Here is an 18,804-nt window from a genome sequence, read left to right on the forward strand (position 1 = left end):
TGTTTTTTATTCCTTTAACTTTAATATGTCTTCTACTTGTTGTGCAAAGTTTAATAACAACATATCTTGTTTTACATTTGCATTTAAATTAATACCAATTGGTAAATTATCTTTTATAAAAGGCAACGTAATTGATGGCATACCTGTAAAGTTTGCCAACAATAATATTGAACCCAATACTCTATCGTTTCCTGAAGAATCACCTGAGTGAGATTTTAATACTTCATCTACTTTTGGTGCAATTCCACTTGATGGTGGCACAACAATAATGTCAGCAGATTTGTAAATTTCAGCTATTCTTTCAACTATGATTCTTCTAATTTTTTTTGCCTTTAAAAAGATTAAATCTTGGTTATCTGATTTAAGTGAATAACCACCTATTAGCATTCTCTTTTTAACTACTTTTGAAAAATTAGCACCACGTGAGTTTTTGATAATCTCTTCATAACTTGAACCATCTTCACGTTTTCCAAAGTGAACACCTTGTAGGTTTGAAAGTGTTGATGATGCTTCTGAATAAGATATGGCCATGTAAATTTCGTTTAACATGTCCAAGATATCGATATCAATTGATTCAAAACCCACTTTGTGTCCTAGGGTTTCCATTTTTTTGAAAAAGTTATCATATTCTGATTTCAAAGAATCAGGCATCAAATCATATACTTCTTTTATTTGAACAATTTTTAGTTTCTTTTCAAATTTTGTTGTTTCATTTTTAAAAGGATTTTTAATTGATGTGAAATCTCTTTTGTCATATTTAAATGTTAATTCACTCAATATTTTTTGATCTTCAACATTATTTGTAAAGAAACCAACTGTATCTAAACTTGGAGAGTAAGGCATAAGGCCATATCTCGAAATAGACCCGTATGTGGGCTTGAATCCAACAACTCCGACAAATGATGCAGGTTTCCTAATTGAGTCCCCTGTATCAGTCCCTGTTGTAAATGGAACAACGTTTGTGGCAACCGCATAAGCAGATCCACTAGATGATCCACCAACAATTCTAGTGTTATCAAATGGGTTTCTAACTTCACCATTAAATGAAAACAATCCAGTACCACCCATTCCGAATTCGTCCATAGACGCTTTACCAATCATTACAGCACCTGCTTCAGTTAATGTATCATTAACAGTTGCGTTGAATGGTGAAACATAGTCTTTTAAAAACAATGACCCTGCAGTTGTAGGAATATCAACATTTACAATATTATCTTTTTCAAAATATGGGACACCAAATAAAATTGAATTATTTTTTACTTTATCTAATTCATCAGCTTTGATCATTGATTTTTCTTTATTTAAATTAATATAAAAATTTGATTTAGATTCTTTTTCAACGTCCTTGAAAGCATATTCAAGCACTGTTTTAACTGATGAATCTTTAACTAATTTTGCATAGTCTTTTATTGTTCTGTTCATTATTTAACCACCCTTGGTAAAATTACATAATTATCCTCAACAACTTTAGCATTTTTTAAACCTTGATCAATAGTAATTGTAGTAACATCTTCATCATCTCTAAGATAACTATTTTCGATTACAAATGGAAAATTCAAAGGTTCAATTTCACCTTCGATTTTATAATCTACAATTTTTTGCATTCTTGTGCGTAGCTCAATTTCTGATTTAACAATTTCATTAACTTCTTTATCATTAAGTGAAATTTTTAAATCATTGGCAAGCGCAATAACTAGTTCTTTATTTATTTCCATTTTAGTTAATTATATTAAATAACTCCTCTTCATTAATAATTCTAACACCTAACTTAGTTGCCTTATCAAGTTTAGAACCAGCTTCTTCACCAGCTAATAAATAGTCAGTATTTTTAGAAACTGAGTTTGCAACATTTGCTCCATATGAGATTAATAAATCCTTATAGTAGTTTCTAGATTTAGAAAGTGTTCCTGTTATAACAAATGTCCTGTGCGTAATTTGTTCATTTGTTTTTTCTTCCATAGCTGGTTTATATTCTAAGTTTATATTCATTGATTTCAATTCATTAATCATTGAAATATTTTTTTCAACCTTAAATCAATCGCAAACTGATTTTGCAACAGTTGGGCCAATATCTCTAATTTCAGATAATTCAATTTCAGATAACAACATTATTGAATCCATTGTTCTATATTTTTTTGAAAGAATAAATGCACTTTTTTTACCAACATGTCTAATACCTAAACCGAACAATAGTTTTTCAAGTGATTTATTTTTTGAACTATCAATTGAACTCAATAGATTATCAACTGATCTTTCACCCATCTTATCTAATTTTATTAGTTCACTTTTATGATTTGATAGTTTAAAAATATCTGCAACATTATTTACATATTTTTTCTCATGAAATTTTTCAATAAGTTTAATTGAAAGGCCTTCAATATTTTGAGCGTCACGAGAAACGAAGTGTTCAAGTCCTCTGATTATTCTTCTAACACAATTATCACTTACACAAAATTGATCTACTTCTGGTTCGATTCTTTGTAGTTCGCTGTTGCAATCAGGACAATTAGTTGACTCAACTCAAACTGGTAGTGTCTCATATTTTTCATCTTTGATAACAGATATTACTTCAGGGATTATATCTCCTGCTTTTTTAACACGTACATCTGAACCAATTCTAACTTCACGATCAATGATAAATGATGCGTTATGTAAAGTCGCTGCTCCAACTGTTGTACCAGCTAGTTTAACTGGTTTTAGTTTTGCATTATAAGTTACCTTTCCAGTTCTTCCGATTGTTGGAAAAATATCTAATAATTTAGTTGTTTTAATTTCTGCTGGGAACTTATATGCAATTGCTCACTTAGGAAACTTAGATGTATATCCAATTGAATCATAGTGATCAAATTCATTTACTTTAATTACTATTCCATCAATTTCATATTCCAAGTCTTCACGTTGATTTGAAATTGACTTAATAACTTCAATTACGCCATTAATATCATTTGCTTGGGTACCAAGTGGGTTAACCATAAAACCAAACCCAGAAAGAGCTTCTAATGAGCTTTGGTGAGTGGTGAAGTTTTCTTTATTCATTAAAAAATAAATTCAAGCATCAAGGTTTCTTTCTTTAACAATTTGTGAATCTAATTGTCTCAATGTTCCAGCTGCTGCATTTCTAGGATTTGCAAAAAGTTTTTCGCCTTGTCTGAAACGTTCTGAATTGATTCTTTCAAATTCATTTTTAGATAAATAGACTTCACCTCTAACTTCGAAATAATCACTATTGTCTGCAATCGTTTTTGGAATTGAAGTAATCATTTTTACATTTTGGCTAACATCTTCACCAACTACCCCATCACCACGTGTAATTGCTTTGTGTAGTTTCGTGTTTTTGTATATTAGAGAAATTGAAAGACCATCAATTTTCGGTTCAACAAAATATGTATATTTTTTATTGCCCAATTCTTTTTTTATTTGATTGTCAAACGTTTTTAGATCATCTTCATTAAACGCATTAGACAAACTAAGCATTGGCGTTTTGTGTGTGTATTTATTAAAGTTCAAATCAAATGAACCACCAACTTTTTGAGTTGGTGAATCAGAAGTTAGGTACTGAGGAAATTCAGTTTCAAGCAAAATAAGTTCAGATAATGTTTTATCAAATTCTGAATCATCAACGGGTGAAATTTGTTGTTCGTAATAACTAAGATTCCACTCGTTGATCTTTTGTTTTAATTCGTTTATTTTTAATTTTATTTTTTCACTCATTGATTTTTCCCTCACCACGTTTTAATACATTTTTATAGATAATTATTTTTATTTCTTCATCTTCATTTATATTTACTTTTAATAATTTTATTATTAAATTTTCTACAACTTCCATTAATCATATTAATGCAGCAAATATTAACACAAAATAAAATAGGTCAAATATTTCATATTGTAATATTACATTTCCATCAAGTACAAGCTTTCAAAAAGTAATTGAAAATGGGTTATAGAACATTAGATATTGTATGACAACAAAGTCAACCAATATTACATTAAGTACACTCTTGAACTTTTTTCTTCTTGAGACTCACAAAAAGCAAATCACTAATTCAAACAATGTAATAGAGATTAAAACTGGCAGTAGTACAAGTGGATCTTTTATCGACTCAAAGTATTTAAACTTAAATAAGTATCCAAACTTATCAATAATAATTTCCCTGTTTCAATCTGGAACTGCCAAAAACATTAATGACCCTATTCCGATTATTATTAATGGAATAACTACCATCATTATTGACGAACGTTTCGATAGTGTGAACTCCATTTGTTTTACCATTATATGACTACTAAACACTCAAATAACTAAGGCTAATGATATTGTCAACATTACAAGTGATACAACTATTCATGCAATATTCATAAGAGTTAAACTATACATCAAAGAGCCAAGTGACACTGGAAATAAAATTTTAATATGATCTTTTATTAGCATGTTGTCGAAGCTAAATGAAAGTATTAACAATATTGCATACACAAAGAATAGCAGTACAAGTACTTTATTTTTATCAAGACCAATAGCTGCAATTGTTAACAACCCCAATAAGTATGTGTACATTTGATATCTATTTTGATTTATACAATAGAATGCCAACATAATTGTTATTAACAATACGAGATATACAAACGTTGATGTTGAACCAATACTCTTATTAAAATCACTTGTAATAGCTACAAGTCCAAACAATGCAAGTGAAATACAAATTGAATTTATTAGTTTTGCAACAAACGTTTTACCAATTGTATTTTCTAAAATCATTCCAGTAAGAGATGTAAATATTAGTGTTCTAATAAATACATTAAACATAAATATGAATTCTGTATACGTTCCAATATTCGCTTTGTTATAACCACCATTTGACATATTAAATATAACCAAAGGGGATAACATTATTTGTCCAAATATATCTCTAAGTTCTCTTGGCCCCGAACCAGACCTTGAGTCATCCATATACGTTTCAATGGCTTGCAGCCTACCCAAAATACCGTTCTTATTTAGATCTATATCTAATTTGAAATAAAAGAATAAAAAATAGCCCACAAACAATAGCACTAAAATTAGTGTTGTTCAGTTTAATCTAAAACTCTTGAATCAATACTTTACAAAGATTATTGGCAATAGAGCAAACACTAATATCGAACCTCAAAGAAAGTAAGTAAATATCTGTAAGTTAAGAAAAGTGATGAACAATTCCAAAACAAATACAATTATTGATAAGAACGAAATTAATGAAAAAAAACCAATTATCATTTTTGATGATATTTGTCTTTTTTGTATTTTAAATAAATTTAAGATTGTTGAGCCAGCAGCAAAACAAACAAAAAACATAATTGAAATAAAGATTAATGCTATGCTTGTTCCTGACATAAATACCTCTATGTGATTATACTATTTATCAGGTTTCACTTTATAAATTAACTCATCCTTTGCATCAATAAATGATGTTGAGTTATTCAACTCAACCGTTGAACTTCTTATATCTTCATTGTCGAATGTAATAGTCTTTTCACTAACCTTTTCAGCTTCTTTTTTGTTATCAAAAAAGTGAATATCTTCTTCTTCGTCTTTTACTGTAAGCTGACTTATTTTTTCCATTAGTCTGTTATCAATTATTTTTGAAATAACAGGTATTTTTTTGATGGCGTCAAAGATCAATCCTGGAGAAAAAATAAACGAAGTTAATATTATTAGTACAGCAGAAGTACTGATTGTTGTGACTGCCAGTATTATGAAGTATTCAATTTTTCCCGAATCTAAATAATCAGTTACACTTTGAATTTTACTAATTACTGTGTAGTTAAGTATTATGGCAATTGTGATTGGTAAAACGAATACCAAAATATTTCTAACATCAACTTTTGAACTTGATGAATACGTTAAATATTTTGAACAATAAACAGATAAATAAATACACCTTACTAATAAGAAGAATATTTTTAAACAATACATTGCAACAATTCCAGTTACCATGAAATAATCTCCACCAGGTCTAGTGAAAAACACAATTATTAGTGAAATTATATTTGCAAAAAAGTATGTCAATCCAATTGTGTTTTGAACATTTGAAATTTCATAGTTCTTACCTTTTGCTTGAATTAATGTATTTTGTGATTCACCTATAATTACCAGTGTTGTGGCTGTGGCAATCAGTAGTGAAAACGTTGTATTTAAAAACATATATTGCATCACATTTATTTGAGCAGCCATATCTTCTGGTTTTGCTAGGTGAGTCATTTCTTCTTTAACAAGTGGATAATATAAAGAAGAAACAAAGTATGGCATTAGGATTGCTAGGTTTATAAATGTGAATGCCCCTATAGCTAATGTGTACAATTCGTATTTAGCATATGTCTCTCACTTTAGCCTTCCCTGTTTGGCAATTACATTTGTAAAATACTCTCTAAATGAGACGATAAAATTTAACATTATTGTTTGAACGTTCAATGCAACAATCATATACAAAGTAAGTGTAGACGACACTCCAGCTCCAAAAAATAACATAACAAAAATTATATCTGACGAAAGCATTAAAGTGACTCCTAACCCTGATTTAGATAATTGGAATGACATTAAGTTCATTTTTTGATTTATTATTCCACGACGGTATTTTAATCAAACATAATTCTTTTTGATAAATATTCAGATGAATGCCAACTTAATTGGACCTATCAATCAGAATAATGAGAAAGTCACAATTGGTGAAAGCGTTGTTATATTAATGATCGATAAAATAATTGAGTAAACAAGCACTTCAGAAAAAAGAATAATTGCTTTTCTTGAATACGATTGTTGATCTGCTGCAATTATATTTTCTTCTGCTGCTCCAAAAAATGTTGGAATAAAATTTCTTGTCGAGAAAACCAAAGTAATCAACACTAGTTGTAAGTAGTTAATTGAATCAAATGTAGTTTGACCAGTTAATATAATTCCGTTTTCTCAAGTTTCTTTATCAAAGATGGCACCGATATCACTCATGCTAAAGTGAATAAAAACGGGATATAAAAAGGAAATGGCAACCGCTATAACTAATGAAGAAATGGCACTCTTTCTGTACAATCTTTTTGCAGCAGAATAAATTTCGTTAGCCGATATTCAATCACCCTTTTGCATTGGTTTAACTAACAATATCATTGTAACAACACCGATTCCTGATTCGGCAGTTGCAATTAGTGCCGCAAACATCATTGTAACTCGGATATACCCGTTAAACTCAGAACCAAAATTATTAAGTATGAAATAAATTAATAAAAACTGAAGTGTTGCTCCAATGATAGAAATTGAGATCGCAATAACTAAATTAATAAAAGTTTTTTTTGTTGAAATCATAGCAATCTCCTATTAGTAAATTATAACATTAACACCCTTTATATCTTTTTCTATGCCACTAATAAAGGATATATTTTGCATATAAAAAAATACGAGTTGAATCGTATTTTTTTGATATAAATAATTAACGTTTTGAAAACTGAGGTGCACGACGTGCTCCGTATAGACCGTATTTTTTACGTTCTTTAATACGTGAGTCACGAGTTATCATACCTTTTTCTCTTAGTACCAATCTGTAGTCTGCTGAAGCTTCAATTAAAGCTCTAGCAATACCTAGTCTAGCAGCTCCTGCTTGACCTGTGAAACCCCCACCTTTTACTTTTACAAAAATATCAAAATCTTTTTTTGTTTCTGTAAAAACTAGTGGTTGTTCAAGATCTTGAACAAGTGTTGGGAATGGAAAGAACTCAAGTGCAGGTTTTCCGTTAACAGTTACGTTACCGTTACCTGGTGTTAATATTACTTGAGCAGTAGAAGTTTTTCTTCTACCAGTTCCTCTATATTCAACTCTGTTATTTGCCATTACTTACTAGCTCCCTTGATTACCATGATTTCTGGTTGTTGTGCTTCATGTTGGTGTGTTGCACCTGAATATACATGAAGTGCACGGAATTGACTTGATCCTTGTACGTTTTTTGATAACATCAAACGAACAGCTCTTTCGACAATTCTTTCTGGATTCAATTCTCTTTCAGTGGCTACATTTCTTTTATGTAATCCACCTGGGTGCATTGAGTGACGGTAGTAGTATTTATCTGATTCTTTTTTACCTGACAATTTTACTTTCTCTGCATTAATAACGATCACGTGATCTCCGTTATTTATGTGAGGAGTATAGTCTGGTTTGTGTTTACCACGTAGAATCATAGCTATTTGTGTAGCCATCCTACCAAGTGTTTGCCCTTCGGCATCCACTACTCATCATTTTTTATTTATATCTGCTGATTTAATCAGTGTTGTTTGTTTCATTGTGCTTATTCTCCTTACGGTTCCGAGGCCTATTGGGTGTAAGCAAAAATATTATATATTAATACTCAACCTAGTTTCAATACATTTATGTTTAAAGTTTAAATATTAGTGAGTTTATAAAAAATAAAAATACAGCTTACGCTGCATTTTTGATCGTGTGTTTTGTTTTAATTAACCAATTAAACCAAATCCACCTTTACCTGGTCAAATCAAGTAAAGGATTCCTGGGATTACAGCCATAATTAATAAAATAATTAGTGTTACTATTTTAAATTTTGGGTGTAGGAAGAAATAAATAATTCCTGGGATAATAGCCATAATTAATAAAATAATAAATAAAATAATACTTTTGTTTTTCATATAAACTCCTTGTTAATATTTATTAATTATCTCATATTTAGTTAGTATTTTCAAGTATTTTCACATCCAATTGTCTATTAAAAATATCTCATAAGAGATATTTTTATTATGAATCCAATGCTTGTACTGGAGTTAGTTTTCTAATTTTTTCATATGCTGCATAGAATGTTAGTAAGAATACTATTGATAGTAATCCCGCAACCATGAATGGCATTCATATTTCGAATGAAACAGGAAGAATTCATGATCCACCTTGAGCAAGCATATTGGTTACCCCCACAAATGAGAATCAACCAGTAGTAAATCCAATTGCATAAGCTATTAAGATAGCAATTAAATATATACTAATAATTTGTCAAATGATGTAACGTTTTCTGTAACCTAACAATTTCATTGTTGCAATAAATTGTGAGTTTTCAGAAATAACAATTGATGTTACCAATAAAATAATTATTGATGAAATTATCATCGCAAATACAATGAACATTATTGTAATCATTTTAACTAGGTCTGTCATTTGTGAAAGTATTAACCTAGCCTGATCCATGGGTACAGACATTGCTGTGGCACCAACTGCATAACCTTCGATAAAATTATCCGGGTCAGGAACCGGAGGACATTCTTTCTCGCCCTCCTCTGGAACACATTCATCCGATGCAGGTTTGTAACCAAATGCTCCGTTTAGTCCAACGGCAGAAAAGTCGCCATTAGATGATGTTGTCGCCATGCTCTTTTGTATATCGTTATGAATTGGGTCCCTAGAATATTTATAGTTAAATATTGGATAAGTATTTTCAAAAATAGTTAAATAATCATTATAGACTGGGGCAAACTTTTCTTGGGAGCTAGCTTTGCTATATAGGTATAGATAATTATTACCTAAAATTTCGCTTCTAACTTTTTCAATTTCTTCTGGTGTAATTTCAATCCCACTTGTTAAATCATACTTTGATTTAACAAATTCTAAAATTTGATTACTTGGCAAGTCAAAGTTTTTGAATCAGTTTTCAAAAATAACATCTCTCGAATCATCAAAGTTCATTATTTCATCTGCAATATTATTGTCTGTTCAAGCTTGTGGTTGACCAAAACTTTTTTGAACTCCAGCCACAACAAATCTTTTATTAACAACTTCAGAAGATCCATAAATACCACCCTCTGCCATAGACTCATTAATTTTTGTTTGACCTGTTGATGTTAGTGCATCATTCGCACTGATTGACTTACCATCAATTTGTACAGGCGTAACACTTCCATGTAATAACTCCGTAGCTGAGTCAACGAAGTTCTTCCCTGCCGTAGACTGATAAGATCTTGAAGATTCTGAAACATAATTTGAGTATGGTGTGTAGTTGTTTACATCTGAAATTTTTTGATTAATATCTGCAGAAACAATATCACCGTTTGAGTTTTTCAATACATTTCTTTCAATATCTAAAAATACTGAGTCTCCAACTTTAGCATTTAACAACTTAGAAAATGATTCGTTTATTATGATTGGTTCTTTATAAATAGAATTAAAAAGATTTCCCCTTAAATTATCACCGTTTGAGTTTTCAAGTTCAATAAGATTTAAATTATCGTCTTCACTTAATCCGTATACATTAATTCCAATATTATCTTTAACTTTTGTTTTTAGCATTGTACCCTTTGATTCATAATTTGGATCGAAAGGAACAACATTGAATGAGATAGAAAATTCTGATTTATTTTTTTCATTTGGATTATTAAGTCCAACTATTGCGTTTTTTATGTTTTCTTGTACAAAATAAGGTGCTCTTGAATATGCAGTTTGCATCAAGTACATTGAAATTCTTCCTTCAAAAAATAAATTGAACCACGCAGCCATTTCGACAGCAAGTTGTTTTTTATATGGTTTATACTCTTCATTTTCTAAAAGATCTTTTGTAGGTGTAGACATTAAGTCAATACCTTTGCCTTCGTTAAAATCAGATAAGAACACAATGTCTTGTGAGACTTCTGGTGAATCTAAATTAATTGGAGTTAACTCAGAAACAATTGTCTCTCATGTTGTTTCTACATTTTTCATTTTAGTAAAGATACTACTTTTTTTCATTTGTGAAATTAATTGCTTATCTATTATTTCGTTATCTAAAATTAATTTTTTATTAATTGTTATTGGTAGGCCTTTAATATATTTCTTATAAAAGTTATGGATTGTTTCAATGTATTTATTTAAATTTTCATTTACAGTTAAGTCTCCAATATTCTTTATTTCATTTTCAAACAATATCAAGTCAGTTCATTGCTGTTTTAACGTGTTTTTTGCCATTGAATTTATATTAAATTCAAATTTATCCAAGGCATCTAAGAATGATTCTGTTAGCATTTGATAGTTTAGGTACGCCATTCTACTTGATGCAGATCCACCTGAACCAAATAATCCTGGTAATTTTGCGTCATCCAATAGGATGTTTGGTGAGTAGTTATATCTACTTATGTTTCCACTAATTAGGTCATCAAATAAAACTTTATAATCAATTTCGGTTTTTTCTTCGTTTAATGGTAATGGTGAGTAAACTTCATATTTTTTACTTGGAGAAATATAGTCATCAACTTTTTTATTTGCAACATATCCATACTTATTATCAACATCTGTTTTTTTGTGGTTTGGATTAAACGTTTTGTAAAATGAAAGCGGGTTCTCAGCTATTGGTTGTTGATATTCTGTAACAAACTTATAGTCCATTCCATCAAATGACGCAGTTTCATTCTTTGCAATAATAGTCGGAGTAATAGAGGTGAATGTTATTAATATTGATGACGCTAGTATTGTCACAAATGTACCTAAAAATTTAACCCAAGATCCTGCAAAGATACTCATTCTCAATCGTGTATCAAAGTTTGATTTTTTAAATGCAGATTTAATAAACATCCCAACAACTGAATGTTTAGCACTATTCTTACCTTTTAACAAAGTTAGTGCTGGCTTTTTAATTTCAACTAAAATTAACATTGACGCTATAAACGTTAATAAAATAAATCCGACAATTCAAGTCGAAAAGAAACTGGCGATTGAAAATGTAAAACTACCAAATGAAATTGCAAAGAATGTTGAAAATGTTGATATGACCGTAAATGATATACCAATTGAAATCATATACCCAAGCGTAACACCTATTGTTGCAGTTATTGCTGGTATTGCGACGAAGTTTAATAGTATTTCTTTTTTTCAATACCCCAAAGCTTTCAAACAACCCATTTGTGATTTAACTGCTTCCACCCTTTTCTTCAACACTATTGATAAGGCAAACATAGCAATGAATGTCGTTACTAAAAATAGTAATATTGTGATTGTGTTGTAAGCGGTGATAACAGTACCAAACATCAGTACTCTACTTGAATACATATACGTTGAGTCGTTATTTAAATAAGCAATTTTGTTATTTTTTAGTACTCCAATTTTTTCATTGTATTTGTTATACATTTCACTTATATTGTGTCTTTTTGAATTATATTCAAAAGATATGTAAGATTCTTTACCAAATTCAGTTCCATACAATAGTGATTTTGTTTGATCGAATACAACAAAATTATCATCTTTATTAATTTCTAAACCAAAATTTTTAGGCTTAACATATGCTATAAAGTTTGATGCTGCGTCAGGGAACACGGTTGTTTGGTCTGTTATGGGTGTCGCAAAGTCTGCAGAGGTTCCAAAACCAACAATATGAAATCAAGCGTTGTTTGGATTGTTATTTAAAAATTCAACTGCTGATTTATTTTCTAACTGCTCCTTAAGATTGGCGTCTAATTTATCTGAATTTTTTACGAGCAATGTTGAACCATAGCTATCCTTTTCTACTCTAATTATATCTCCAATTTTAATATTGTTTAGCTTCGCAAAGTTTTCATTGACAATCATTTCTCTGTCACCGGCAACATCCATATTATTACTAAAGTTAGAACCACCGCTTATAACAAGTGAATCAACATTTACGTTCTCTGTAGGTGAAGTCTTAGTCACCACTTTCATATTGAATTTTTGATCATTTGTTTGTGAGTCTAATTTTGAAAAAGATCTAGCCTCAGTTCTTGATCATGTTAAATCATAATTATTTTCTTCAACCATTTTATTAAATCAATATTGAAATAAGTATGTTTGATTATTAACTAATTTTTTTTCACCATCTTCCACTGATTGAACACGTCTCGAATTTTGTACATCAAAAATACCATCTCTTAAATTAGATTCTTGGTTTAGATGTGTATTCTTTTTGTTAATTTGTTCGTAGCTTGATGTAACCAATGAAAGTATAATTGTCATTAACATCACTAATAGTGATATACCAATTAATTGAGTTTTACCTTTTCATGAACTTCTGAATGCGTTCTTTAATAATAGTCTTTTACTTTTCATTTGTTCCACCGTGTATAAGAGTATTATATAAAAAATCAGTGCTAATTCCAACACTGATTTTAAATTTATTTATGACTACATTGAGTCTTTTATCGATAATAAATAGCTTGTATATTTTTCTGAAACTGAAGTGTTTGCAACGGTTACCGCTTCATTAACTTTCGCAATTTTAGCATCGCTTTTCATCATATATACATTCCTTAGAAGAGAGGCTGATGTTGCAAGAATAACAACTACACTTGTTGATCTCATAATTTTAATCATAAGTGCTTCTGCATCTGGGTCATTTCCAATGATTACAACAAACACAACTATGAATGCAATTAATACAGAAATTATACCTGGTGCTATCATGTTCAGTGAAATCTTTGGTAAGAAGTTATTGGTTGCCGAATAACGCCATGCAGCAGTTTGTTGTGCCACGGCGGCAGCACATGTCATGATTGGGATTGATGTTAATGGGTTTAATCCCAATACAGAAATTGCTACCATTGATGGAGCATATAAACCAACTCCAAAACTCATCAGTACACCAATAACAACAAACATAAACATACCCAATATCAGCTCAGGAATATCTTCTTTTGAAGAAAGCCCCGTCTTTACATCGTGGGTAAGTACATTTGTTAAAACCAAAATCATAAGTGTTGCTGTAACAAGCAACGAAATACCCATCACAAAAGCAATAACTGTTCTGTGTACTTTTTCAACAATAAATGATCCACCTAGTGTTCCAATTACAGTTGCTACACAAAATAATGAAAGTGTTAGAATATCTACTTCAATTGCTCCAAGGAATAATATCCCTGCAAACATTTGAGGCACTGCTAAACCAACGTTTAATGTTCCTGGTAATTTTTTGAATTCATGTGGTCTAATGGCTTTTGTGATTTTGAAAGTAGCTGTAGCCATTGCAAAAGAACCAATACCCAATGTATCGGTAAAGGCACTAATAAACCCAGCTAAACCACCTCTTCACATTTCTTTATCATCATTTAAATATAATCTTCCAAATGAGTGTCTTAATATAAGTTGTAATCAAAACAAAAAACTTATTATTCCAAATAAACACATAACAACAATTGAAAATACATTTGGTCTTATTCCTTTTAGCGGAATTAAATATATGTAATTTATTAACAATCCAGTGATTAAGGCAAAGATAAATGTAAGACCGATTGCAACTATTAGGTGTTTGGGTCTTAAGTCTAGAAATCTCCTTTCTTCAACTCGTGCAAGTACATGTTTTGATCTAATAATTAACTTTTCAAGTTCGTCAATTTCTGCATCAGTTATTCGTGTGTATTCTGAATATCATTTTTTTAGATCTTTAATTTTATCTTCAATTGATTCTTTGTATGTTTTTGCTTGAACTATATCATTTGAATTTTCATCTTTTTTAGCTACGCTATCACTAGAATCTTTTTGCTTTTCACTCTTTAATCTAGCGGCCACCATCTTTGCTTCTTTGTTTTCATCAGCAATGATTTTTTTATATATAGCCATACTTTTGTTTCTAAATTCATACGCGTCATTTAAATCTACATTTAAATCATTTAGCTCATTAATCATATCTTTAACGTCAACTTTTAAAACGTCAGTTAATTCTTTATGACGAACTCTGTTTTCAATAATGAACGAACTCAAAACTATGTGTCCTATTTTTTTTGCTTGTGCTTTATCCACAAAGTATTTTTCTAGTTCTTCTAAAACTGTACTTTGAAAATGTTGTTGCTGTTTTAACATGTGTCCCTTAATAAGTTATTTTTTTTAAGAATAATCCTTTCCCTTCTGCTGTGTAATCTAATTTGCCTTCACGCAATTGGAGAACGTTTATAATTTTTTGGAGCTCTATTTTATTTTGTGCATGAGCAATTGATGCACCGACCATTCTTCTAATTTGATGTGTCAAAAAACCTTTAGACGTAAATTCAATAAAAATTTTAGTGCCCAACCTTTTAACCCTAATAGAGTTTATGGTTCTGACCACTTCCTTATCTACAATTTCAGTTTCGCTAAGTGAAGTAAAATGCTTAAAGTTATGCGTTCCATTAAATACCATTATAGCATTTTTAAATTTTTTAAAGTCAAAATATCTAGAATCACAATATTGATAGTACCTTCCATCGAACACTCCCGGTTCGGAAGTAGCTATTTGATATTGGTATTTTTTTGAAACCGCTCCTCTAATGTTGAAGTCTTTAGTTGTTAATTCAATATGTGTGACACGAATGTCAATTGGTAGTATTTTATTTAGTGACCTAATCATTCTATCTAGATCAGGTAAAAAACTTAATTCAACTTTAACCTTTTGATCTATTGCATGTACATGTGAATCCGTTCTAGACGCGCCTCAACAATTAAAATCATCAGACTGACAAAACATGCTTAACGCATGTTCAAGATTGCCTTGAATAGTTGTTTTTATATCTTGTTGTTTTGATCAACCATTATATCCATAACCATCATATGAAAGTGATAATAAAAAATAATACTTCATGTTCTAAATATTCAAAATTAAGTCTATTCTTGGTATTTGAATTTGACTCAACACATCTACATATGGATAGCAGAATAATAAAATACATGCAGCCATTCCAATGAAGAAAAATATAAAATCACTCATTCTAAAACTAAATTGACGGTAACGTGTTCTTCTAGCTGAAGGATCATATCCACGTGAGTCCATAGCGTAAGCTAAGTCCTCTGCCTTTTGGAAGGCAGATACTAATAGAGGAATAATTAATGAAACCATTGTTTTAGCTTTGTCTCTTAATTTTCCATTTTTAAAATCAATACCTCTTGAAGCTTGTGCCTTCATAATTCTTCCCGCTTCGTCAATTAGTGTTGGAATCATACGTAAAGCAATTGAGATAATTGTTGAAAATATGAATACTGGGAAACCAATGGCTTTCAATGGTCATAGTAAATCTTCTATAGCTAATGTTAGTGCCAGTGGTTGTGTTGTTCCAGCTAAAATACATGTTAGTGTAATCATTAAGAATATTCTTAATGTCATATAAATTGCATTATAAAGAGTTGTTTCTGAGATGAATGCAAATTCACTTATTAATTTACCTGACGAATCAAGTGATCCACCCAATGCTAAGACATATCCAGCACCAACATCTTGTTTTCATAAGTAAATACCATTTGCCAATTCTTCCCAGTTTGCTAATTCAATAGCCTCTGGTTTACCTGCAAATATATTAATAACAAGCAACACTATAAAAATAAATGATACTGGTATTAATATTTTAAATAGCATTGTTCATCTTAGTTTTGATACCGCATACATTAATAAAATTACTGGTCCAATTAAAGCAAATCCTGTAAAACCTATAGGAAAAAATAATACAACAATCATAACTATTATCATTAACAGTTTTAATCTTGGATCCATTTTATGCATTATTGAATTGTTGGGGATATATCTTCCAAATACCATTCTCATAATTTACCTACTTTTTCTTAGCTTCTTTAATTATTTTTGCTAATTCTTCTACAGTTCTGAAATCTTTATCTAAGACATCAATGCCTTTTTCTTTTAATTTATATGCAAGATTATAAAGTTTTGGTGGTTCAATACCCAACTCTTCAATCATCTCTTTATTTTTAAACACATTAGATGGAGTATCTTTTGTAAAAAGTTGTCCCTCTTTCATTACTACAACTTGATCAGCAATTTGTAAAACGTGATCCATGTTATGTGTGACGATGATAATTCTTTTACCTTTTTCTTTATTCAATCTTTGAAATAAAGCCATGAAGTCTTCTTCACCTCTTGGGTCAAGTCCACCAGTTGGTTCATCAAGTACTAATGTATTTCCATCCATGGCAACAATACCGGCAATAGCAACACGTCGTTTCTGACCACCACTTAGGTCAAAAGGAGACCTTTTTGCATACTCTTCTGGTAAGTCTACCATTTTCAAGTATTCAGGCACCTTTGCAATTGATTCAAATTTATCTCCACCTAAGTTAATAGGTCCGAAAGCTATATCTTTTTCTATTGTTTCTTCAAATAATTGATACTCAGGAAATTGGAAAACTAAACCAATTTCTCTTCTCAAGTGTTTTACTTCAGGTATTTTTTTTGTTGAAGCGGGTATTTGGTATGTACCAATAACAGCTCTTCCAGTATCTGAAATTAATAGTCCATTTGTCATTTGGATAAGTGTTGATTTACCACTACCAGTTGTACCAATAATGGCTGTAATTTCACCTGGTTTAAAATCAACTGTTGTATTAGTTAATGCATTAAATTCAAATGGTGTATTTTTAGAATAAACATAAGATATGTTTTCTAATTTTATTTCACCTTTGTAATCAAAAGCCGGAGCTTTCGCACTAAACATTTTTGACTTGTACGAAGACTTAGTCTTTTTATCTTTTGAATCTTGTTCAGACAATCATGTCTTAACTTCTTTAACTCTTTTTTTAATTTCTGGTTTTTCAGATTTTCTAAAAGTGTTCAATTCTTTTTGGTATTGTTTTTGCAATGCCTTTTCGTTATTCATTATTTTTGACATATTTGCCCCACTAGATCATCTATGTTTTCAACATGGCCGATTTTAACTCCGACCTCATTAAGTGCATCTTCCATTAATGTAATGAAAGGAACATCTAATTTTATTGATCTAATAAATTCTTTATCTTTTAAAATTTCAAACGGTTTTCCACAACGAACCATTTCTCCGTGATTCATAACAATAACTTTGTCAGCATTAAGAATTTCATCCATATCGTGTGTAATTGAGATAATTGTTTTATTTTCGTTTTTTCTTAAGTTCAACATTATTTCTTTAACGTCTCTTTTACCCTTGGGGTCAAGCATACTTGATGCCTCGTCAAAGATTAAGATATCAGGTGATAGCGCCAATGCAGAAGCAATAGCAACTCTTTGTTTTTGTCCACCAGATAATAGAAGTGGTTCATGATCTAGGAATTTTTCCATTCTAACTTTTTTTGCAACTTCTTCAATAATTGCAGGCATTAGTGCAGGATCCATTTGTCTGTTTTCTAAACCAAATGCAATATCATCTTTAACTGTCGAACCAATAAATTGGTTGTCAGGATTTTGGAAAACAATTCCCATGAATTTAATAATGTATTTGATTGTTGATGAATTTATTTTGTTTCCATAAATTGAAACATTACCCTCGTTAGCTTTTAAAACCCCAATAAGTAATTTTGATAATGTTGATTTACCACTTCCGTTATGTCCAATAATAGTTACATATTCACCATGCTTAATTTCAAAGTTAACATCCTTTAATACATATGGGTGATCTGTTTTGTATTTAAAACTTAAATTTTCTACTTTAATTGAAATATCATTTCTCTTAGATAGTTCAGCGTTTTTACCCTTATTTTTAATAGCTTGTTTTGATTCTTTGTGTAGGTGTTTTGATAATTCATATTCTTCTTTTATTTCAGAATAATTAACACCTGTCTCAGCAGTGTTATCAAGAGTTCTTTTACATTCAATTTCGAAGTCTTTAAATTTTGTATCAAGCGTAAGTGCTTTAAATTGTTCTTTTGCATCTTTGTATTCTTGTTCTACCGCTTTAACTTCTTCTTTAGTAACTTGTTTGTTTGAATATTTATTTTTAATTTTGTGTAATTTTTTAGCCTTAAAAAGAACTGCTCCTCACTCAGAGTTAAGTTCTATTTTAAATGTATTTAAGTCTTTTAAAGTCAATTTCATAATTGCTCCACCATCTATCTATATATATTCTAAATTATAATTTTTATAATTTACAACTTTTTGATA

At 30.1% G+C, this 18,804-nt stretch carries 14 protein-coding genes; all 14 read right to left on the reverse strand.

The genetic code is table 4. From position 1 onward, the window contains the following. Window positions 1-6 precede the first annotated feature (6 nt). Window positions 7-1,422, reverse strand: a complete 1,416-nt coding sequence (locus AACL07_RS03255) for an amidase family protein (protein ID WP_338983266.1) — start codon at window positions 1,420-1,422, stop codon at window positions 7-9. Further along, the gene (locus tag AACL07_RS03260) at window positions 1,422-1,715 is read right to left on the reverse strand and encodes an Asp-tRNA(Asn)/Glu-tRNA(Gln) amidotransferase subunit GatC (RefSeq protein WP_338983268.1); all 294 of its coding nucleotides are present in this window, start codon (window positions 1,713-1,715) and stop codon (window positions 1,422-1,424) included. The genes AACL07_RS03255 and AACL07_RS03260 overlap by 1 nt, the downstream gene beginning before the upstream one ends. A 1-nt stretch (window position 1,716) precedes the next feature. Beyond that, window positions 1,717-3,711 carry an NAD-dependent DNA ligase LigA gene (ligA, locus tag AACL07_RS03265; RefSeq protein ID WP_338983270.1) on the reverse strand — a complete coding sequence of 665 codons (1,995 nt, stop codon included), beginning with the start codon at window positions 3,709-3,711 and terminating at the stop codon, window positions 1,717-1,719. Beyond that, the gene (locus AACL07_RS03270) at window positions 3,647-5,359 is read right to left on the reverse strand and encodes a hypothetical protein (RefSeq protein WP_338983272.1); all 1,713 of its coding nucleotides are present in this window, start codon (window positions 5,357-5,359) and stop codon (window positions 3,647-3,649) included. Before AACL07_RS03270 ends, ligA begins: the two co-directional genes overlap by 65 nt. A gap of 21 nt (window positions 5,360-5,380) precedes the next feature. After that, the gene (locus AACL07_RS03275; RefSeq protein WP_338983274.1) at window positions 5,381-7,318 is read right to left on the reverse strand and encodes a hypothetical protein; all 1,938 of its coding nucleotides are present in this window, start codon (window positions 7,316-7,318) and stop codon (window positions 5,381-5,383) included. A 124-nt stretch (window positions 7,319-7,442) separates the two neighbouring features. Beyond that, complete coding sequence (rpsI, locus tag AACL07_RS03280; RefSeq protein WP_338983276.1) at window positions 7,443-7,841, reverse strand: 30S ribosomal protein S9; 399 nt, start codon at window positions 7,839-7,841, stop codon at window positions 7,443-7,445. Continuing rightward, window positions 7,841-8,287, reverse strand: coding sequence for a 50S ribosomal protein L13 (gene rplM / locus AACL07_RS03285; RefSeq protein WP_338983278.1), 447 nt, complete (start codon window positions 8,285-8,287; stop codon window positions 7,841-7,843). Before rplM ends, rpsI begins: the two co-directional genes overlap by 1 nt. A 171-nt stretch (window positions 8,288-8,458) precedes the next feature. Continuing rightward, entirely contained in the window at window positions 8,459-8,647 is a 189-nt protein-coding gene (locus tag AACL07_RS03290) for a hypothetical protein (protein WP_338983280.1), read from the reverse strand. Window positions 8,648-8,753: 106 nt separating this feature from the next. Next, window positions 8,754-13,028: an ABC transporter permease gene (locus AACL07_RS03295; protein ID WP_338983281.1), complete on the reverse strand. Its 4,275-nt coding sequence runs from the start codon at window positions 13,026-13,028 to the stop codon at window positions 8,754-8,756. A 75-nt stretch (window positions 13,029-13,103) separates the two neighbouring features. Next, window positions 13,104-14,774, reverse strand: a complete 1,671-nt coding sequence (locus AACL07_RS03300) for a hypothetical protein (protein ID WP_338983282.1) — start codon at window positions 14,772-14,774, stop codon at window positions 13,104-13,106. Between the two features lie 7 nt (window positions 14,775-14,781). Continuing rightward, a complete protein-coding gene (gene truA / locus AACL07_RS03305) occupies window positions 14,782-15,528 on the reverse strand; it encodes a tRNA pseudouridine(38-40) synthase TruA (RefSeq protein WP_338983284.1) in 747 nt (248 codons plus the stop codon). Between the two features lie 3 nt (window positions 15,529-15,531). Continuing rightward, complete coding sequence (locus tag AACL07_RS03310) at window positions 15,532-16,482, reverse strand: energy-coupling factor transporter transmembrane component T (protein WP_338983286.1); 951 nt, start codon at window positions 16,480-16,482, stop codon at window positions 15,532-15,534. Between the two features lie 7 nt (window positions 16,483-16,489). Then, window positions 16,490-17,386, reverse strand: a complete 897-nt coding sequence (locus tag AACL07_RS03315; protein WP_422397430.1) for an energy-coupling factor transporter ATPase — start codon at window positions 17,384-17,386, stop codon at window positions 16,490-16,492. Window positions 17,387-17,547: 161 nt separating this feature from the next. After that, a complete protein-coding gene (locus AACL07_RS03320; RefSeq protein ID WP_338983290.1) occupies window positions 17,548-18,738 on the reverse strand; it encodes an energy-coupling factor transporter ATPase in 1,191 nt (396 codons plus the stop codon). Window positions 18,739-18,804: the final 66 nt, after the last annotated feature.

This window comes from Spiroplasma endosymbiont of Othius punctulatus (assembly GCF_964019505.1).
Taxonomy (GTDB): domain Bacteria; phylum Bacillota_I; class Bacilli_A; order Mycoplasmatales; family Mycoplasmataceae; genus TIUS-1.